An 18,979-nucleotide genomic window follows, 5' to 3' on the forward strand; every position below is an offset into this window, starting at 1 on the left:
GGGCCCGCGCGGTTCACCCCGAGCAGGCGGAGCGTCCGGCCTCCTGCCAGGCACAGACCGGGCAGAGGGTGCTGCCCTTCGTCGACTCCGGGTAGTCGGTCGGCTTCCGGCACAGCACGCACTCGGCGTACGGCGGGCCCGCGTCCAAAGGTGCGGGGGCCGGTACGGGCGTCTCGCAGTACGCATCGTCCATGCCCACCAGGGTACTCAGTCGCGCGGCACAGGGGCCTGGCGGCCGGGGCGCGGGGAGCGGCGCACCGTCGGGCGGGATCAGTGGGCCGAGGCCTTCTCCGGCTTGAGCTCGCTGGGGCGGACGATCACGAAGCCCTCGCCCTGGAGCATCAGCTGGACCGCCTCGCCGGAGCCGCCGCGCACCATCGAGCCGAAGCTCTGCGAGCGGTGCAGGGAGGTGGAGAGCTGTGCGCTCCAGCCGACGACCGCGTCCGTGTCGACGTAGACCGGCTGCTGCGCGGTGACGGGAATGACGATGGGCGTGCCGTCGCAGATCAGGCCGAGCTTGCCGTACCCGCTGAAGACGCTGTTGAAGAGCCCGCCGCCGGTCATCCCGGCACCCTTCACGGTCTTGATCTCGTACGCGAGGGTCGCGTCGAAACAGAGGACGTTGCGGCCGTTGACGGTGAGGACGTCGCCCTGCTCCATGTCCACGATGAAGCAGTTCGCCGCCTCGTGGGCGAACCAGGCCTCGCCCTGGCCGGAGACCGCCATGAGCGGCAGGCCCTCACCGGTGACGGCGCGCTTGAGCATGCCGCCTATCCCCTGGCCCTTGCGTTCGAACCGGAGGTCGCCCCGGAAAGCGATCATCGACCCCTGACGCGCGTGCATCTCACCGCTGACGGCGTACTTGATCGATTTGGCGTTCTGCAGGGTCATGCCCGGGACGGTCGCCTGCTGTGCCATGTGGTCGCTGGAAAAGAGGTCGCTCTTCATGGCGTGCATCCTCACCCGGAGCCTTGCCTTCCGCCAAGAACGGGGCGTCGCGTGCGCCTGGCAGACTGGTGGCGTGAGCAGCGACAGCGTTTCCGAACCCTTCCCCGCGGAGGCCTCCGCCCCCGCCGACAGCCCGTTCCGCACGGAGCCGACGTCCCGCGACGAGGCCCCGCAGTTCGTCCTGCCGCTGGTGGTGCACATCGAGAAGACGGATCCCCCGGCGCGCAACGACGCCCTGGTGACCGCGGCCCGCGCCGTGCTCACGATCCTCTCCGACCCGCGGTCGCTCGCCGAGGGCGAGGCCGGGAGCGCGGGTGAGGGCGAGTGGGCGCGGGCCATGCGCGACTGGCAGGACGCACGGATCCGCAAGGTGGTCAGGCGGGCGCGCGGAGCGGAGTGGCGCAAGGCGTCCGCGCTGCCCGGGATCACGGTCACCGGCGAACGCGCCGAGGTGCGGGTCTTCCCGCCGGTGCCGCTGGACGGCTGGCCCAAGGAACTGGCCAAACTCCAGGTGTCGGGCACCGATCTGGACGACCCCGAGCCCCCGGCCGCTCCCGATCAGGCGGGTGCAGTGCTCTGGATGAATCCCGAGGTCGGCATGTCGGCGGGCAAGGCGATGGCACAGGCCGGGCACGGGGCGCAGCTCGCCTGGTGGGAGCTGTCGGAAACCGAGCGGAAGGCCTGGCGCGAGGCGGGGTTCCCGCTGTCGGTCGCGACACCGGACGCCGACCGCTGGCGCGCGCTCACGGGGAGCGGACTGCCGGTCGTGCGCGACGCCGGGTTCACCGAGATCGCTCCCGGCTCCTGCACGGTCGTCGCCGATCACCCGGCGCTGCGCCGCTGACCTGCGGGCCGGGCCGGTCCGTACCGGATCTTTCGCGGTCCTGTTGAACATCCGTGCGCCCGACTACGTATCTCCCCGTACTGCCGCAACGGCATTACCGCCAAGTAGGTTGATCGACGCTTCAGTTGGCGGTTGATTCGACGCTGTCACGCACCGGCCCGGGAGAACATCTTGTTGCGACGCATCAACGGAACGGCCCTCATCATCGCCGCGCTGGTCGCCACGCTCGGCGCGCTCGCCTTTCCCGTGTGGTCCTACGCGGACCGTTCGGGCACGGGCGAGGCCAATCTGAACGCGTCCAGCGTCGCGACCCAGTGGGGCCCGCTCTCGGCCACCGACCGGGACTTCCTGATCAAGGTGCGCCTCGCCGGGCTCTGGGAGCTGCCGGCGGGGCAGCAGGCCATCGAGCGCGCGCCGAGCGAGGGCGTGAAGCAGGCGGGGGACCACCTGGTGGTGGGGCACACGGACCTGGACCGGCGGGCCCGGGACGTGGCCTCCAAGCTCGGTGTGGAGCTCCCGAACCAGCCCTCGGAGCAGCAGCAGGGCTGGCTCGACGAACTCACGGCGGCGAGCGGACAGGAGTACGAGCAGAAGTTCGCCAACCTTCTGCGGGCCGCGCACGGCAAGGTGTTCGCCCTGGTCGCCCAGGTCAGGCACACGACGCGCAACTCCCTGATCCGGCAGCTGGCCTCCGACGCCAACCAGACGGTGCTCGACCACATCACCATGCTGGAGCGCACCGGTTTCGTCGACTTCGACGGCCTGGCGCGTGACGCCGCCGCCGCCGCGACGTCCAGCCCGTCGGGGCCGCCCGTGTCGTCGGGCGGTGGTGTCCCGCAGGTCCCGGTTCCCGTGACCCCGAGCGGCGACCAGTCGTTCACCTCGCGCCCGGTGCCGCCCACGATGGCTCCGCTGCCGCAGCCGTAGTCCGGCCCCCCGGCACCGGGTGCGCCGGGTGCCGGGGGGCGGAAACCTCAAATCCACCTCTGAACGTCCCTCCTTCCGGATTCGCGGGCGCCCCGCGGGGCCATCACCCCTGCACGGAACGGGGAGGGACACCATGAAGCTGGGAACGGGGATCGGCTGGCGCCCGGAGATCGCGGAGACGGTCGAGGCGCTGCCGGGGATCGACTGGGTCGAGACGGTCGCGGAGAACATCTGCACGGACCATCTCCCGCCCTCGCTCGTGCGCCTGCGGGAGCGGGGGGTGACGGTCGTCCCGCACGGAGTCTCGCTGGGTCTGGGCGGTGCGGACCGCCCGGACCCCGGCCGTCTCGCGGATCTGGCCGCCAAGGCCGAGCTGCTGGGTACGCCGCTGGTGACCGAGCACATCGCGTTCGTACGGGCCGGGGGGACCCTCACCGCGTCGCCGGCGCTGGAGGCGGGCCACCTGCTGCCCGTGGCCAGGACCTGGGACGCGCTGGAGGTGCTGTGCGAGAACGTGCGGATCGCGCAGGACTCGCTGCCCGTCCCGCTGGCCCTGGAGAACATCGCCGCGCTCGTCTCCTGGCCCGGCGACCAGCTGACCGAGGGCCAGTTCCTCGCGGAGCTGGTCGAGCGGACCGGCGTACGGCTGCTGATCGACGTCGCCAACCTGCACACCAACCATGTCAACCGCGGTGAGGACCCGGCGCGGGCTCTCGACGAACTGCCGGTGGAGGCCATCGCCTACGTCCATGTGGCGGGCGGCGTCGAGAGGGACGGCGTCTGGCACGACACCCACGCCCATCCCGTGACGCGGCCGGTCCTGGACGTGCTGGGCGAACTCCGCTCCCGCGTCGACCCGCCGGGTGTGCTGCTGGAGCGCGACGACGACTTCCCGCCGGGCGCGGAGCTGGCGGCCGAACTGACCGCGATCCGGGAGACGCTCACCGCTGCGGCCTCGGTGCCCCGCCGGGTCCGGCCGCGGCCCGCCCGGGTCGCCGGACCCGGTCCCCGTGCGGCCGGGGCCCGCGGCCGTACGGCTGTGGCACAGACCGCGCTGCTCTCGTCGCTGGTGGCCGGCACCCCGGTTCCGGACGGCTTCGACCACGGACGCCTCGCGGTGCAGAGCAGGGCGCTGGCCGCGAAGCGGGCCGACGTCGTGGCGAAGGTCGCCCCCGAGCTTCCCGGAATCCTCGGCGACGGCTACCGGCGGGCTTTCCTCGCGTACGCCCGGAACCGGCCGATGTCCGCCGGCTACCGCCGCGACGCGCTCGCGTTCGCCGAGCATCTGCTCGTCACGGGCCACCCGGCCGACGAGGCCGCCCGCCGACGGCTGACGCGGTGGTGGGAGGAGCGCGCCGCCTCCAGGCCGCCCCGCCGCGCGACCCGCCTGGTCCACGCCGCCCGTGCCGCACTCCTCGGAAGGTGACCGCCGTGAACGCACTCGCTCTTCTGCTGACCCTCGCCGTCGCCGTCGCCTCGGTCCTCCTGATCGTCACGACCCGCCGCGTCGGCATGCGCGGCAGCGACGGCGCCGCATACGTCCTCGACCTCTCCGAGGAGGCGTTCCTCAACGGTGGCCCGGCCAGGGTGGTGGACACGGCGCTGACCCGCATGCACGCGGACGGCCGGCTGTTCGTCGGCGGTCCGGGCATCGTCACGCCCGGGCGGAACGGCGCCGGCGACGCGGTGGAGCGCGCCGTGCTCCAGGAACTGGCCGCCGCCCCCAGCGGCGCCCTGCACACCTTGCGCGCGGCCGTGATGCGGCATCCCGCGGTGCAGGAGATCGGCGACGGACTGGCCGCACGGGGGCTGCTGGTCGCGCCGGGCGAGAGCCGGACCCGACGCCGCTGGGCGCTCGCCCTGGGGATCGGCTGCATCGTGGGGTTCCCGCTCAGCATCGCCCTGACCGTCGCTCAGTACGCCGCGCACGAGGGGTACGCGGACTTTCCGTTCCCCTTCGTCGTGAAGGTGCTGCCCGCGCTGCTGGCGGGGGCCGTGGTCGGTCTGGCCACCGCGGCGTCGGCCAGGGCGCGGCTCACCAGGGCGGGGCGCAGGGCCGCCGACAGCTTCCGCACGGCCAACGCCCATGTGACGGATCCGGCCCATCTGGTGGCCACGAGGGGTCTGGGCGCACTCACCGACCCCGAGCTGCGCGGGCAGTTGACGGCCGCCGCCCGGCAACGGCACTCGCTGCACTCCTCGTCGGTGTCCTCGGCCTCCGCGTCATCCGCCGCGGCGACGGCGTTCGTGCCCGTGGAGTGGTGCGCGAGTACGGGTTCCGGCAGCGGGTGCGGGGGCTCCACCGGTGGGGGCGGCGGCTCGGGGACCGGGTCCACGTGCAGTTCGGGGTCGGGCTGCGGCGGCGGATCGAGCTGCGGCGGCAGCGGGTCCAGTTGCGGCAGCGCGTCCAGCTGCGGTGGCGGGTCCAGTTGTGGTGGCGGCGGCGGGTCCAGTTGCGGCAGCAGCTCCTGACCCACCGGGGGGCGGGACGTGCGCCTGACGGAGGGATGGGATGCGGCGCGGTGTCACCGCCGCGGCGCCGGACGCACGATGCACCTCCGTCATGTTTCAGCCACCGATGACCACCTGTGACGAAGTTTCGTCCAAATCGTGAACGAGCTATGGCGCTCCCCTGCAGATTTCGCATACAACTCGGCCATGCTCTGGGTCGTGCTTCTTCTCGTCGCGTGGGGCGCCGCCGGCGTCTCCTGCATCCGGCTGTGCCTCGTCACCGCGAGTGCGGCCCAGCGGCCGTCCCACGCCGAGCGGGAGCCCGCGGCTCCGGAACTCGATCTGTACGAGACGGCGTTCCTGGCCGGAGGACCTCACCGGGTCGCCGATCTGGCCCTGGTCTCCATGCACCTGCGGCAACGGCTGCTGCTCGCCCACACGGGCTGGGCGACGGTGGTCGATCCGGAGGGGCGGGACGAGGTCGAGCGCACCGTGATCCGTGCGATCGGTCCGGACGGGCAGTCCCGCATAGCGCCGATCAGGGCGGCCGCCGCGGCGGCCGACGCCGTGCGCACCCTTGCCGACCGCCTCGTCGCGGCGGGCCTCGCCGTGCCGCACAGCACCCGGACGGATCTCGAATCGGCGGTGCGGGCCGTCCGCGGGGCCGCGGTGCTGGTGGTGGCCCTGGCCGCCGCGGCCCTGCTGATCCCCGGTCAGGAGGCGTCCCACGCGGGCCCGGTGGCCGCGTGGTTCGCGCTGCCGCTCGTGCTGACCCTGGGGTGCCTGGCCATCGCGCGGGTGGAGAACCACCCGTACAGTCCGTGGGCCTCCCCGACGGGCCAGCGGTGGCTGGACTCGCTGCCGGCACCGGCGCCCGGCGCGGACCGCGATCTGCTCGCGGCGGTGGCCGTACGAGGTGTGGGCGCGGTCGAGGACCCGAAACTGCGGGCGGCCCTGCTGAGCTGAACGGCGCCCGGACCCGGCACCGGCCGCGAGGGCCCGCGCGGCCTCGGACGGGAGGACCGCACATGACGGAGGGCTGCCCCCGGTCGGGGACAGCCCTCCGTCATGCCGTATTCACGTATACGGTCCGGGACACACCGGCCCGAGTCGGCGAGAAGGGGTGGCCCGCGGGGAGGTATGGATGACTCCCCCGCGGATCACGACGGTTCGCCGGCCGTCGGCCGATGTGTACCCGGTACCGGACCCGGTGTCGCTGGAACGACGGGCGGCGTCACACACGCCGTTGCCCGCCAACTGATCTTCCGGGTCGGGATGGCCGGAAACGCTGGCTATGCGAGCCCGGTCACCAATTCTGCGACTGACTTCCTGCGCCCCGTGTAGAACGGGACCTCCTCGCGGACGTGCAGCCGCGCCTCGGAGGCCCGCAGGTGACGCATGAGGTCGACGATGCGGTACAGCTCGTCCGCCTCGAAGGCGAGGACCCACTCGTAGTCGCCCAGGGAGAACGAGGCGACCGTGTTGGCGCGCACGTCCGGGTAGCCACGGGCCATCTTGCCGTGGTCCGCGAGCATGCGGCGGCGGTCCTCGTCGGGCAGCAGGTACCAGTCGTAGCTGCGCACGAAGGGATACACGCTGATGTAGTCGCGCGGGGTCTCGTCCGCCAGGAAGGCGGGCACGTGCGACTTGTTGAACTCGGCGGGGCGGTGCAGCGCCATGTTCGACCAGACCGGCTCCAGGGAGCGGCCGAGCTTCGTGCGCCGGAAGAGGTTGTATGCCTCCTGGAGTTCGTCCGAGGTCTCCGCGTGCCACCAGATCATCAGGTCGGCGTCGGCCCTCAGACCGGACACGTCGTAGGTGCCCCGGACCGTGATGTCCTTGCCCGCGAGCTGGTCGAACAGCTCCTGGACCTCGTCGGCGTAGCCGGCGCGGTCGACGGGAAGGACGTCCTTCAGCCTGAAGACGGACCACAGGGTGTAGCGGATGACCTCGTTGAGGTCCTTGGCCTTCTTACCCGCGTTCGGAAGCTTTTCTGGCGCACTCATACGGCTATTGTCCCGCCTCGCTCCGCGTGCCCTGAACCCGGGTGGGGGTCCCGGCGCTCCCTCCCGTGAAGTCCGCCGCGATCTCGTCCGCCGCGCGCTGCCCACCGGCGATGCAGGCCGGGATGCCGACCCCGTCGTACGCCGCCCCGCACACCCGCAGTCCGGGCAGTTTCGCCACCTCGTCACGGATGCGGGCGACCCGGGTCAGATGGCCCACGGGGTACTGGGGCAGTCCCCCGATCCACCGGGTGACCCCGGTGTCGACGGGCCGGGCCGTCAGCCCGGTCGCCGCGGCGAGGTCGTTCAGGGACATGTCGACGAGTTCGGAGTCCTCGCGGTGCAGGTGCTCCTCCTCGCCGTAGCGGCCCACCGACGTCCGCAGCACGAAGAGATCGGGCGCGGAGTCCGCGACCCACTGCCACTTGTGGCTGGAGAAGGTCGCGGCCTTGATCGTACGCCCGTCGACCGGCGGGACGAGGAATCCGGAGCGCCCCCGCAGCGCCTCGGTCCCGGCGACGTCGGAGCGCCGGAAGGCCATGGTGACCAGGGCCATCGAGGCGTATTCGACAGCCGCCAGTTCGACGGAGGCGGCCGGGCACTCGGCGGCGAGCAGGGTGGAGGCGGACCAGGCGGGGGTGGCGAGGACGACGGCGTCGGCGGCGATCACCCCGCCGTCCGTACGCACGTCCCACCCGTCCGCGGTCCGGGTCAGCCCGAGCACCGGGGTGTCCATGAGGATCTCCGCGCCCCCCGCCCGCACGGTGTCCGCGACGGCGGCCGGCAGGGTGCCGACGCCCCCCTCGATGCCCTGGAAGACGGGCCCGGTCTGCTGCCGGGCGGCGGCACGTTCCTGGACGCGCAGCACTCCGTCGAGGAGCGGCCCGCCCTCCTTCACCGCCTCGAAGAGCTGCGGCACCGCCGCGCGCATCGAGATCCGGTAGGCGTCGCCCGCGTACACGCCTCCCAGCAGCGGCTCCACGAGCCGGTCCACGACCTCCCGGCCGAGCCGGTCGGCCACGTACGACCCGACCGCGACGTCGTCCCCCACGGCCGTCGGCGTCAGGTCGCGCTCCTCGGCGATCCTGGCCAGTCCTTCGGGCGAGAGCAGTTCACCGAGCGCCGCCGGGTCACCGGGTACGCCCATGACGTGGCCCTTGGGCATCGGGCGCAGCGCTCCCCGGGTCCAGACGGACGCGGTGGCGGTCGCGGGCGGCTGGAGGCGGTCGCCGAGTCCGGCCGCGACGGCGAGCCCGACCGCCTCGGGCCGGCGGGCCAGCATCGACTCCGCCCCGAGGTCGACCCGGGTGCCCGCGATCTCCCCGGTCATCAGCTTCCCGCCGACCCGCCCGGTCGCCTCCAGGACGGTGACCCTCAGACCGGAGTCCAGCAACCGGTGAGCGGCGGCGAGTCCGGCGATGCCTCCGCCGATGACGACGGCGTGGCCCGTACGCGTGGTGTCGCGCTGAAGAGAACGCTGCATGGGTCCACTCTCTCAAACCCCTTCCGAGTCCCGAACGTGACCGCTTCGAAACCACGGGGAGGAAACCCGCACCTGGGGTGCGTACGTCGAACCGGCACCATCTGAAACGGCCCTGGGGGGACGCATCATGCCCATCGATCGCCACACGGACAGTCATCCACCCGTCCATTCCGCCCGTACGGTCCGCGCCGTCCGGCGCCGCCCGCGCGCGCTGGCCGCCGCCGGACTCCTCGCCGTCCTTCTGGCCGCCGCGGGGTGCTCGTCCTCCGGCGGTGGGGATTCACTGGACATCGCGTCCGACAAGAAGGCGGCGGCGCCGCGCGCCGAGGGCGCCGGCGCGGGGGCCGCGGGGAAGCCCGCCGACGGCGCCCGCTCCGCGCCCGGATCCGCGGTGGCGGTACACGTCATCCGCACGGCGACGCTCTCCATCGAGGTGAAGAGCGTGCCGAAGGCGGTCGCGGCGGCCCGGGCCGCCGCGGAGGGGGCCGGCGGTCTCGTCGCGGAGGAGACCACGGAGCGGATCGACGACATGTACGACACGTCGCATCTGGTCCTGCGGGTCCCGCAGGACCGCTACGACGAGGTGCTGAGCCGGCTCGCGGGTTCCGGGAAGCTGCGCTCACGTACGTCGAACGCGAAGGACGTCACCGGTCAGGTCGTCGACGTCGACAGCAGGATCGCCACCCAGCGGGCGAGTGTCGCGCGGGTCCGCGACCTGATGGACAAGGCCGGAAAGCTCACGGACGTGGTGGCGCTGGAGGGCGAACTGAGCAGCCGCCAGGCCGATCTGGAGTCGCTCCTCGCCCAGCAGGCCTCGCTGAAGGACCGCACCTCGCTGGCGACCGTCACGCTCGAACTCGACGAGGCCTATGAGCACGGCACGGAGCCGGAGGACGAGGACCCCGGGTTCCTGGACGCGCTCGCGGGCGGCTGGGACGCGTTCGTGACGATGCTGCGGTGGATCGCGGTGGCGATCGGGGCCACGGCTCCCTTCCTCGCCGCCGCGGTGGTCCTGCTGGTGCTGTGGCGGCTCGTGCGGGGACGGCTGCCACGACGCCGCACGACACCTCAGGAGCCCTCGGAGGCCCCGCAGGCCCCGTCCGCCCCGTAGGCGCCGTAGCGTGGGCCCCGGACCTGCACACGGCGGCGAAGGGACCCTGCAATGGCGGCGGAACGACTGGTGGTCGTCGGGGGCGACGCGGCGGGCATGTCCGCCGCGTCGCAGGCCCGCAGGCTCAAGGGACCGGACGAGCTGAGCATCGTCGCCTTCGAGCGCGGGGAGTTCACCTCGTACTCCGCCTGCGGCATCCCGTACTGGGTGAGCGGTGACGTCGAGTCCCGCGACGATCTGATCGCCCGCAGCCCCGAGGAGCACCGGAACCGTTCCATCGATCTGCGCACCCGCACCGAGGTCACGGAGATCGACGTGGCGGGCAGGAGGGTGCGCGCCCTGGACCACGCCCGGGGTGAGTCGCACTGGACGGGCTACGACAAGCTCGTGATCGCGACGGGTGCCCGGCCGGTCCGCCCGGACCTGCCAGGCATCGACGCGCCGGGCGTCCACGGTGTGCAGACCCTGGGGGACGGTCAGGCGCTCCTGGACTCGCTGGACCGGGCCACGGAGCGCCGGGCCGTCGTCGTCGGCGCCGGCTACATCGGCGTCGAGATGGCCGAGGCGATGCTCAAGCGCGGCTTCGAGGTGACCGTGCTCAACCGCGGCACCCAGCCCATGGCCACCCTCGATCCGGACATGGGGCGTCTCGTCCACAGGGCGATGGACGGCCTGGGCATCACCACGGTCAACGAGGCCACGGTCACGGGCATCCTGACCGGCGAGGACGGCCGGGTGAGCGCGGTCACCACGGACGGGGCGACGTATCCGGCGGACGTCGTGGTGCTCGGCATCGGCGTGGAGCCGGAGACCACCCTGGCGGACGCGGCCGGTCTGCCGCTGGGCCCGCACGGCGGCCTCGTGACGGACCTCTCGATGCGGGTGGCGGGCCACGACGACATCTGGGCCGGAGGGGACTGCGTCGAGGTGCTCGACCTCGTCGCGCACCGCAGCCGCCACATCGCGCTCGGCACCCATGCCAACAAGCAGGGCCAGATCATCGGCGCCAACGTGGGCGGCGGCTACGGCACGTTCCCCGGCGTCGTCGGTACGGCGGTGAGCAAGGTCTGCGACCTGGAGATCGCCAGGACCGGGCTGCGCGAGAAGGACGCGCGCGCCGTCGGCCTGCGCTACGTCACGGCGACGATCGAGTCGACGGGCCGCGCGGGCTACTACCCCGGAGCGCAGCCCATGACCGTCAAGATGCTCGCGGAGTACCGCACCGGACGGCTGCTGGGTGTGCAGATCGTGGGCCGCGACGGGTCGGCGAAGCGCGTGGACGTCGCCGCGGTGGCCCTGACCGCGGGCATGACCGTGGAGGGCATGACCGCGCTCGACCTCGGCTACGCCCCGCCGTTCTCACCGGTCTGGGACCCGGTCCTGGTGGCCGCCCGCAAGACCGTCGCGGCGGTGCGGGCGGCCGTGCAGGACGAGGGCTGAGGACCGGGGCTCAGCGTGCCGTCCGCTCGTGGACGTATTCCACGAGCCGCGTGAGGGCGTCCGGGTCGGTCGTCGGCATGACGCCGTGACCGAGGTTGAAGATGTGGCCTTCGAGACCCGCGGCGGCGGCGAGCACGTCGCGGGTCTTCGCCTCCACGGCCTCGGTCGGCGCGAACAGCACGGCGGGGTCGAGGTTGCCCTGGAGCGCCTTGCCGGGGCCGACCCGGCGGGCACCCTCGTCCATCGGGACGCGCCAGTCGACGCCCACGACGTCCGCGCCGGCCTCGCCCATCAGGCCGAGGAGCTCGCCGGTCCCCACGCCGAAGTGGATGCGCGGGACGCCGTACGACGCGACGGCGTCGAAGACCTTCGCGGAGGCCGGCATCACCGAGCTGCGGTAGTCGGCCGGGGCGAGGGCTCCGACCCAGGAGTCGAAGAGCTGGACCGCGGAGGCGCCGGCCTCGATCTGCACCTTCAGGAACGCGCCGGTGATCTCCGCGAGGCGGTCGAGCAGGTCGGCCCAGAGCTCCGGCTCGCCGTACATCATCGCCTTGGTGCGCTCGTGGTTGCGGGACGGGCCGCCCTCCACGAGGTAGCTGGCCAGCGTGAACGGCGCACCGGCGAAGCCGATGAGCGGCGTCGCGCCGAGTTCGGCGGTGAGCATGCCGATGGCCTCGGTGACGTACGGGACGTCCTCGGGGGTGAGGTCGCGCAGCCGGGCCAGGTCGGCGCGGGTGCGGATCGGCTCGGCGATCACCGGGCCGACGCCGGGCTTGATGTCGAGGTCGATGCCGATCGCCTTGAGCGGCACGACGATGTCGCTGAAGTAGATCGCGGCGTCGACCTTGTGGCGGCGCACCGGCTGCAGGGTGATCTCGGTGACGAGCTCCGGCATCATGCAGGAGTCGAGCATCGCGATGCCCTCGCGGACCTTCAGGTACTCGGGCAGCGACCGCCCCGCCTGACGCATGAACCAGACCGGCGTGTGGGGCACCGGTTCGCGTCGGCAGGCCTTGAGGAACGCCGACTCGTGGGTGGCGGGGGTCGTCTGCAGGCCCGAGGACGGGCCCTCCCCTGATCGGACGGAGCTGAGCTCTGAGGGAAGGTCGTTGACACTCACACACAGAATCTTCGCACGGAGCGGCAAGGAGCCGGACGCCGCATGGGTGTCCCTCCCTGCACGGGGCTCCGGTTCCGCCTACTCTTCCCCGCATGGCTCCGGCTCAGGGACAATTCTCCGATCATTCCGATGGCACCGGCGGCGAGGGGGGTGCGGAGGGCGAATCAGTCCCGGTCGCGTTCCGGTCCGCGGTCGACGCGCTGCGTTCGGCCCGTCTGCGCCCCGAACTCGAGGTCGAGCCCACGCGGCCGCCGAAGCGGCTCGCCCCGCACGCGTACGCCCTGGAGGCCGCGGTCGTGGAGGGCGAGGAGGATCTCGCCGACGGCCGCCTCGTGCTGCTGCACGATCCGTCCGGGCACGACGCCTGGCAGGGCACGTTCCGCCTGGTGACGCTGGTGCGGGCGGAGCTGGAGCCCGAGATGGCCGCCGATCCGCTGCTGCCCGAGGTGTGCTGGACCTGGCTGACCGGGGCCCTGGAGGCCCGGGGGCTGTCCTACGGCGAGGCCGGCGGCACGGTGACCCGCGCCGGATCGCACTACTTCGGCGCGCTCTCCGCGCGGCGTCCGGCGACGCAGATCGAGATCCGGGCCTCGTGGACGCCGCGCGAGGCGCGCGGCGGGGTGCCGGACATGGCGGCCCACCTGGTCGCGTGGGGTGATCTGCTCTGCCAGCTCGCGGGCCTGCCGCCGTCGGGCACGGCCGACGCGGCGGTGGTCACCCTCCCCCAGCGCCGGGGGCCCCAGGTTTCCTGACGCTGCGTCACTTTTCCAGGGAGCCGGTCGCACAGGGACCGGCTCTCTTTTCGTACAATCGATCGCGCGTCCTATTTGCCCGAATTGTTACGCATGAAATCGTGATCTTCCCCTAAAGGAGGACGCGCCTGCTGCCGAAGAGGTCAATGACCCTTCAAGCACGGTTCGCCCCGGCTTCATCCCCGAGCCGGCCCGTCCCGCCACTCCCCAGGAGGCCTGGTGTCCGTTCTCCTCGAGCAGCCCGCAAGCCTGGTCGCCTACCGCCCGAACAAGCCGACGGCCATGGTCGTCGTGGCCGACCCGCGCGTCCGTTCCACCGTCACCCGCCATCTGTGGGCCCTCGGAGTTCGTGACGTCATCGAGGCGTCGTCCATCGCGGAGGCCCGCCCCCGCGTCGGCAACCCGCGCGACATCTGCGTTGCCGACGTCCACCTGCCCGACGGTTCCGGGCTGACCCTGCTGTCCGAGACCCGAGCCGCCGGCTGGCCGAACGGCCTCGCCCTCTCCGCCGCCGACGACATCGGCGCCGTACGCAACGCCCTCGCGGGCGGCGTGAAGGGCTACGTCGTCACCGGCACCCGTACCAACATCGGCCATCCCACCCGTCCCGGTGTCGCCCCGATCGGCGCGAACGCCGCCCGGATGCACCGCAGGCCTCCCGGTTCCCCGAGCCACCCGGGCGGCTACCGCGAACTGTCCGGCCGTGAGGTGGAGGTGCTCCGCCTGGTCGCCGAAGGCCAGTCCAACAAGGCCATCGGCGTCTCGATGGGCCTCTCCGCCCTCACGGTCAAGAGCCACCTCGCCCGCATCGCGCGCAAGCTCGGCACCGGAGACCGCGCCGGAATGGTCGCCGTGGCCCTGCGGACGGGCATCATCCACTGACCCCCTCGCCCCGCCGGTACCTGCGCCGATGCACATCCGGCCGGTTTACGCGCATGGGCGCCCGTCGGCGGAACGTTCCGTCGACGGGCGACGCGCATACACAGATACCCTTGGCATGTGACCGACGCCCAAGAGACCGCAGCAGACACCTCACTGCGAACCACCGGGGGCGCTCCCCCGGACGACGTCGCCCCGGCGCCGATCCCCTTGCTCGAACCGCGCGAGGGCATTCCCCCGGTGGTGGCGACCGAAGACGCGCTGGCGCGGGTCGTCGCGGACTTCGCCGCGGGCACGGGTCCCGTGGCCGTCGACGCGGAGCGCGCCTCCGGCTACCGGTACGGCCAGCGCGCCTACCTCGTGCAGCTGCGCCGTGAGGGCGCCGGGAGTGCGCTGATCGACCCGGTCGGCTGCCCGGACCTGTCCGGTCTCGGCGAGGCCCTGACCGGCACGGAGTGGATCCTGCACGCCGCCACGCAGGACCTGCCCTGCCTGCGCGACATAGGCATGACCCCGACCTCGCTCTTCGACACCGAGCTCGCCGGACGCCTGGCGGGATTTCCGCGCGTGGGTCTGGGCGCGATAGTGGAGAACGTCCTCGGCTATGCCCTGGAAAAGGGCCACTCGGCCGTCGACTGGTCCACCCGGCCGCTGCCGGAGCCCTGGCTGCGCTACGCCGCGCTCGACGTCGAACTCCTGGTCGATCTGCGCAACGCCCTGGAGAAGGAGCTGGACCGCCAGGGCAAGCTCGGGTGGGCCCTGGAGGAGTTCGCGGCCATCGCGTCGGCGCCGCCCGCTCCCCCGCGCAAGGACCCCTGGCGCCGGACCTCCGGCATGCACAAGGTGCGCCGCCGCCGTCAGATCGCGGTCGTACGGGAGCTGTGGACCGCCCGTGACCAGGTGGCGCAGCGTCGCGACATCTCGCCCGGCAAGGTGCTCGGGGACGCCGCGATCATCGAGGCGGCCCTGGCGCTGCCGGTGAACGTCCAGGCGCTCACCGCGCTGCCCGGCTTCGGACACCGGATGGGCCGGCGGCAGCTGGAGCAGTGGCAGGCGGCCGTCGACCGGGCCAAGGCGCTGCCCGAGATCGAGCTGCCCCAGCCGGGCCAGCACCCCGCGGGACCGCCGCCGCCCCGCTCGTGGGCGGACAAGGACCCGGCCGCCGCGGCCCGCCTGTCGGCGGCCCGTGCCGCGGTGTCGGAGCTCGCGGAGCGGCTCCACATGCCGCAGGAGAACCTGATCACCCCCGACACGGTGCGCCGGGTCTGCTGGGAGCCGCCGAAGGCCCTGACGCCGGACGCGGTCGAGGCCGCGCTGGCCGGTCACGGCGCGCGGCGCTGGCAGATCGAACAGGTCGGCCCCCTGCTGCTGCGGGCCCTCGACACGGACGCCGCCTGACACGCGTGGACGCCCCCCTGCCGGACCGGCAGGGGGGCGTCCGCGTGTCGGGGCCGCACGAGGGTATGTCTCGTCGACGAGGATCGAATTCACGCCAGTTACCCGGCCTCGCCGGGCCGCCGGCGCCGCCCCCGCACGTGTGACGTTCGCCGCTCCGGCGGTGGGGGGTGGGCAGTCTGGTTACCCGCAAGTAGCATGAGGGGCGTGGCGTGCCGATGCGTGCGCCCGCAGCAGTGCCATCCCGCACCCTGGAGGAGAGCCATCGTGCCTCGTACCATCCGGGACGTCGTCTTCGTCGACGGCGTCCGCACCCCGTTCGGCAAAGCGGGCCCGAAGGGCATCTACCACGAGACCCGCGCCGACGATCTCGTCGTGAAGGCCATCCGGGAGCTGCTGCGCCGCAACCCGGACCTGGACCCCGCGAAGATCGACGAGGTCGCCATCGCCGCGACCACCCAGATCGGCGACCAGGGCCTCACCCTCGGGCGCACCGCCGGCATCCTGGCGGGCCTGCCGCAGTCGGTGCCCGGTTACTCCATCGACCGCATGTGCGCGGGCGCCCTGACCGCCGTCACCTCGACGGCCGGTTCCATCGCCTTCGGCGCGTACGACGTCGTCATCGCCGGCGGTGTGGAGCACATGGGGCGCCACCCCATGGGCGAGGGCGTGGACCCGAACCCGCGCCTCGTGTCGGAGAAGCTGGTCGACGAGTCCGCCCTCTTCATGGGCATGACCGCGGAGAACCTGCACGACAGGTACCCCTCGATCACCAAGCAGCGCGCCGACGAGTACGCGGTCCGCTCGCAGGAGAAGGCCGCCAAGGCGTACGCCAACGGCAAGATCCAGCAGGACCTGGTGCCGGTCTCCGTGCGCCGCACCGACCCGGCCGTCGGTGAGACGGGCTGGGGCCTGGTCACGGCCGACGAGCCGATGCGCCCGGGCACCACCCTGGAGTCCCTGGCCGGTCTGAAGACGCCGTTCCGCGCCCACGGCCGCGTGACGGCCGGAAACGCCGCGGGGCTCAACGACGGCGCCACCGCCTCGCTGCTCGCCTCCGAGGAGACCGCGCGAGAGCTGGGCCTCCCGGTGAGGATGCGCCTCGTGTCGTACGCCTTCGCGGGCGTCGAGCCCGAGGTCATGGGCTACGGCCCGATCCCGGCGACGGAGAAGGCCCTGGCCAAGGCCGGTCTCTCCATCGAGGACATCGGCCTCTTCGAGATCAACGAGGCCTTCGCCGTGCAGGTGCTGGCCTTCCTGGAGCACTACGGCATCGCCGACGACGACCAGCGCGTCAACCAGTACGGCGGCGCGATCGCCTACGGTCACCCGCTCGCCTCCTCCGGCGTCCGCCTGATGACTCAGCTGGCCCGCCAGTTCGAGGAGCAGCCGGAGGTCCGCTACGGCCTGACGACCATGTGCGTCGGCTTCGGCATGGGCGCGACGGTCGTCTGGGAGAACCCGAACTTCGAGAACGCAGCCGGAGGCAGCAAGTGAGCTCCACCACCGAGCTTCTGAAGGGTGCGGCCGAGCTGTTCCCCGGTGAGGTCGTCACGCAGGCGCACGTACGCCACCTCGACCTTCCCGGCGGCGCGGGCCGTTTCGCCCTCATCACGCTGGACAACGGTTTCGACCACACCAAGCCGACCACCATCGGCCCGCAGTCGCTGGCGAACCTGAACGCAGCCCTCGACCAGGTCGAGAAGGAGGCGGCCGAGGGTTCGGTCGTCGGCGTCGGTGTCACCGGCAAGCCGTTCATCTTCGCGGTCGGCGCGGACCTCAAGGGCGTCGAGCTCCTGAAGGACCACAAGGACGCGCTGGCCATCGGCAAGGGCGGCCACGACGTCTTCCGCCGCCTCTCCGGCCTGGCGGTCCCGACGTTCGCCTACTACAACGGCGCCGCGATGGGCGGCGGGGTCGAGATCGGGCTGCACTGCTCGTACCGCACCGTCTCCACGGCGATCCCGGCGTTCTCCCTGCCCGAGGTCTTCCTCGGCCTGGTGCCCGGCTGGGGCGGCTGCGCGCTGCTCCCCAACCTGATCGGCGCCGACCGCGCCGTCTCGGTGATCATCGAGAACTCGCTCAACCAGAACCGCCAGCTCAAGGGCAAGCAGGTCTTCGAGCTCGGGATCGCGGACGCGATCTTCGAGGGCGCGGACTTCCTGGAGCAGTCGCTGATCTGGACCGCGGCCGTCCTCAAGGGCGAGATCGCGATCGAGCGCCCGGAGCCCGACCGCGGTGACGCCTGGGACCAGGCCGTCGCGCGCGGCAGGGCGATCGCCGACTCCAAGGTGCACGGCGCGGCCCCGGCCGCCTACCGGGCGCTGGAGATCATCTCCGCGGCCAGGAGCGGCGACCTGGGTGCCGGCTTCGACGCCGAGGACCAGGCCCTCGCGGACCTGATCATGGGCGGCGAGCTGCGCTCCGGGATCTACTCGTTCAACCTGGTCCAGAAGCGCGCCAAGCGCCCGGCCGGTGCTCCGGACAAGGCCCTGGCCCGTCCGGTCACCAAGGTCGGCGTGGTGGGCGCGGGCCTGATGGCCAGCCAGCTCGCGCTGCTCTTCCTGCGCCGCCTGGAGGTCCCGGTCGTCCTCACGGACATCGACCAGGAGCGCGTCGACAAGGGTGTGGGCTATGTCCACGCCGAGATCGAGAAGCTGCTCGGCAAGGGCCGCGTCAACCAGGACAAGGCCAACCGCCTCAAGGCCCTGGTCTCCGGTGTGCTGGACAAGGCGGAGGGCTTCTCCGACGCCGACTTCATCATCGAGGCCGTCTTCGAGGAGATCGGCGTCAAGCAGAAGGTGTTCGCCGAGGTCGAGGCGGTCGCTCCGGCGCACGCGATCCTCGCCACGAACACCTCGTCCCTCTCGGTCACCGAGATGGCGTCGAAGCTGAAGAACCCCGAGCGGGTCGTCGGCTTCCACTTCTTCAACCCGGTGGCGATCCTCCCCCTCCTGGAGATCGTCCGCGGCGAGCGGACCGACGAGGCCTCGCTGGCCACGGCCTTCGGCGTCGCCCGCAAGCTGAAGAAGACCGCGGTGCTGGTGAAGGACGCCCCGGCGTTCGTCGTCAACCGCATCCTCACCCGCTTCATGGGCGAGATCCAGAACATCATCGACGAGGGCACCCCGGTCGCGACGGCGGAGAAGGCCATCGAGCCCCTCGGCCTGCCGATGTCCCCGCTGGTGCTGCTGGAGCTGGTCGGTCCGGCGATCGGCCTGCACGTCTCCGAGACCCTGAACCGCGCGTTCCCGGACCGCTTCACGGTCTCCGAGAACCTCGCGGCGGTCGTGAAGGCGGGCAAGCGCGGCTTCTACGTCTACGACTCCGGTGCCCCGGTCCTCGACCCCGAGGTGGCCGCGCTCCTCAAGCAGGGCGACACCGTCCTGACCGAGGAGCAGGTCCGCGACCGTGTCCTGGGCGCGGTCGCCCAGGAGATCGGCCTGATGCTCGCCGAGGGCGTCGTCGCCGAGCCCCAGGACATCGACCTGTGCCTGATCACGGGCGCCGGATGGCCCTTCCACCTGGGCGGCATCACGCCGTACCTGGACCGTGAGGGCGTCTCGGAGCGCGTGAACGGGAAGCGGTTCCTGGAGCCGGGCGTGGCGAGCGTTCCGGCGTAACCG

General features: G+C 72.4%; 17 protein-coding genes. 12 read left to right on the forward strand and 5 right to left on the reverse strand.

The window, feature by feature from the left end:
* Positions 1–13: 13 nt before the first annotated feature.
* The gene (locus tag ACFYY2_RS15330) at positions 14–193 is read right to left on the reverse strand and encodes a hypothetical protein (protein ID WP_388742313.1); all 180 of its coding nucleotides are present in this window, start codon (positions 191–193) and stop codon (positions 14–16) included.
* A gap of 77 nt (positions 194–270) precedes the next feature.
* Positions 271–948, reverse strand: a complete 678-nt coding sequence (locus ACFYY2_RS15335; RefSeq protein WP_388742316.1) for an AIM24 family protein — start codon at positions 946–948, stop codon at positions 271–273.
* On the opposite strand from ACFYY2_RS15335, the gene ACFYY2_RS15340 reads away from it, so the two are divergent.
* From ACFYY2_RS15340 to ACFYY2_RS15360, 5 genes are all read left to right on the forward strand, one after another.
* The gene (locus ACFYY2_RS15340; RefSeq protein WP_388742318.1) at positions 947–1,792 is read left to right on the forward strand and encodes an aminoacyl-tRNA hydrolase; all 846 of its coding nucleotides are present in this window, start codon (positions 947–949) and stop codon (positions 1,790–1,792) included. The genes ACFYY2_RS15335 and ACFYY2_RS15340 overlap by 2 nt on opposite strands.
* 174 nt (positions 1,793–1,966) lie before the next feature.
* Positions 1,967–2,719 (forward strand): DUF4142 domain-containing protein, encoded by a 753-nt coding sequence (locus ACFYY2_RS15345; protein WP_388742439.1) that lies wholly within the window; start codon positions 1,967–1,969, stop codon positions 2,717–2,719.
* A 133-nt stretch (positions 2,720–2,852) separates the two neighbouring features.
* Entirely contained in the window at positions 2,853–4,145 is a 1,293-nt protein-coding gene (locus ACFYY2_RS15350; RefSeq protein ID WP_388742321.1) for a DUF692 domain-containing protein, read from the forward strand.
* Between the two features lie 5 nt (positions 4,146–4,150).
* On the forward strand, positions 4,151–5,191 hold the full coding sequence (locus ACFYY2_RS15355) for a TIGR04222 domain-containing membrane protein (protein WP_388742324.1): 1,041 nt from the start codon (positions 4,151–4,153) through the stop codon (positions 5,189–5,191).
* Between the two features lie 186 nt (positions 5,192–5,377).
* On the forward strand, positions 5,378–6,136 hold the full coding sequence (locus ACFYY2_RS15360) for a TIGR04222 domain-containing membrane protein (protein WP_388742326.1): 759 nt from the start codon (positions 5,378–5,380) through the stop codon (positions 6,134–6,136).
* Positions 6,137–6,462: 326 nt separating this feature from the next.
* On the opposite strand, the gene hemQ is transcribed toward ACFYY2_RS15360, so the two are convergent.
* On the reverse strand, positions 6,463–7,176 hold the full coding sequence (gene hemQ, locus ACFYY2_RS15365) for a hydrogen peroxide-dependent heme synthase (protein WP_388742328.1): 714 nt from the start codon (positions 7,174–7,176) through the stop codon (positions 6,463–6,465).
* Between the two features lie 4 nt (positions 7,177–7,180).
* The gene (hemG, locus tag ACFYY2_RS15370) at positions 7,181–8,656 is read right to left on the reverse strand and encodes a protoporphyrinogen oxidase (protein WP_388742331.1); all 1,476 of its coding nucleotides are present in this window, start codon (positions 8,654–8,656) and stop codon (positions 7,181–7,183) included.
* A gap of 127 nt (positions 8,657–8,783) precedes the next feature.
* Between hemG and ACFYY2_RS15375 the strand changes: the two genes are divergently transcribed.
* Both ACFYY2_RS15375 and ACFYY2_RS15380 read left to right on the forward strand, forming a co-directional pair.
* Positions 8,784–9,767: a DUF4349 domain-containing protein gene (locus ACFYY2_RS15375; protein ID WP_388742333.1), complete on the forward strand. Its 984-nt coding sequence runs from the start codon at positions 8,784–8,786 to the stop codon at positions 9,765–9,767.
* A 51-nt stretch (positions 9,768–9,818) separates the two neighbouring features.
* Positions 9,819–11,207, forward strand: coding sequence for an FAD-dependent oxidoreductase (locus ACFYY2_RS15380; protein ID WP_388742335.1), 1,389 nt, complete (start codon positions 9,819–9,821; stop codon positions 11,205–11,207).
* A gap of 10 nt (positions 11,208–11,217) precedes the next feature.
* Here the strand turns inward: ACFYY2_RS15380 and hemE are convergent, their stop codons facing one another.
* Positions 11,218–12,327 carry a uroporphyrinogen decarboxylase gene (gene hemE / locus ACFYY2_RS15385; protein ID WP_388742338.1) on the reverse strand — a complete coding sequence of 370 codons (1,110 nt, stop codon included), beginning with the start codon at positions 12,325–12,327 and terminating at the stop codon, positions 11,218–11,220.
* Positions 12,328–12,419: 92 nt separating this feature from the next.
* Here hemE and ACFYY2_RS15390 point away from each other — a divergent pair, with 92 nt between their 5' ends.
* From ACFYY2_RS15390 to ACFYY2_RS15410, 5 genes are all read left to right on the forward strand, one after another.
* Positions 12,420–13,079, forward strand: coding sequence for a DUF3000 domain-containing protein (locus tag ACFYY2_RS15390; protein ID WP_388742340.1), 660 nt, complete (start codon positions 12,420–12,422; stop codon positions 13,077–13,079).
* A 219-nt stretch (positions 13,080–13,298) separates the two neighbouring features.
* Positions 13,299–13,961 (forward strand): response regulator transcription factor, encoded by a 663-nt coding sequence (locus tag ACFYY2_RS15395; RefSeq protein ID WP_033300087.1) that lies wholly within the window; start codon positions 13,299–13,301, stop codon positions 13,959–13,961.
* Between the two features lie 117 nt (positions 13,962–14,078).
* The gene (locus ACFYY2_RS15400; RefSeq protein WP_388742342.1) at positions 14,079–15,356 is read left to right on the forward strand and encodes an HRDC domain-containing protein; all 1,278 of its coding nucleotides are present in this window, start codon (positions 14,079–14,081) and stop codon (positions 15,354–15,356) included.
* A gap of 264 nt (positions 15,357–15,620) precedes the next feature.
* Positions 15,621–16,850: a thiolase family protein gene (locus tag ACFYY2_RS15405; protein ID WP_388742344.1), complete on the forward strand. Its 1,230-nt coding sequence runs from the start codon at positions 15,621–15,623 to the stop codon at positions 16,848–16,850.
* Entirely contained in the window at positions 16,847–18,976 is a 2,130-nt protein-coding gene (locus tag ACFYY2_RS15410) for a 3-hydroxyacyl-CoA dehydrogenase NAD-binding domain-containing protein (protein ID WP_388742346.1), read from the forward strand. The genes ACFYY2_RS15405 and ACFYY2_RS15410 overlap by 4 nt, the downstream gene beginning before the upstream one ends.
* The last annotated feature ends 3 nt before the right edge of the window (positions 18,977–18,979 follow it).

This window comes from Streptomyces sp. NPDC001822, from assembly GCF_042892135.1.
In the GTDB taxonomy this organism is placed as follows: domain Bacteria; phylum Actinomycetota; class Actinomycetes; order Streptomycetales; family Streptomycetaceae; genus Streptomyces.

Coding starts and splice junctions, on each gene's coding strand:
- ACFYY2_RS15335 (WP_388742316.1), bottom strand. CDS start 948: ATGAAGAGCGACCTCTTTTCCAGCGACCACATGGCACAGCAGGCGACC.
- ACFYY2_RS15350 (WP_388742321.1), top strand. CDS start 2,853: ATGAAGCTGGGAACGGGGATCGGCTGGCGCCCGGAGATCGCGGAGACG.
- ACFYY2_RS15340 (WP_388742318.1), top strand. CDS start 947: ATGGCGTGCATCCTCACCCGGAGCCTTGCCTTCCGCCAAGAACGGGGC.
- ACFYY2_RS15330 (WP_388742313.1), bottom strand. CDS start 193: ATGGACGATGCGTACTGCGAGACGCCCGTACCGGCCCCCGCACCTTTG.
- ACFYY2_RS15380 (WP_388742335.1), top strand. CDS start 9,819: ATGGCGGCGGAACGACTGGTGGTCGTCGGGGGCGACGCGGCGGGCATG.
- hemG (WP_388742331.1), bottom strand. CDS start 8,656: ATGCAGCGTTCTCTTCAGCGCGACACCACGCGTACGGGCCACGCCGTC.
- ACFYY2_RS15360 (WP_388742326.1), top strand. CDS start 5,378: ATGCTCTGGGTCGTGCTTCTTCTCGTCGCGTGGGGCGCCGCCGGCGTC.
- ACFYY2_RS15390 (WP_388742340.1), top strand. CDS start 12,420: ATGGCTCCGGCTCAGGGACAATTCTCCGATCATTCCGATGGCACCGGC.
- hemQ (WP_388742328.1), bottom strand. CDS start 7,176: ATGAGTGCGCCAGAAAAGCTTCCGAACGCGGGTAAGAAGGCCAAGGAC.
- ACFYY2_RS15375 (WP_388742333.1), top strand. CDS start 8,784: ATGCCCATCGATCGCCACACGGACAGTCATCCACCCGTCCATTCCGCC.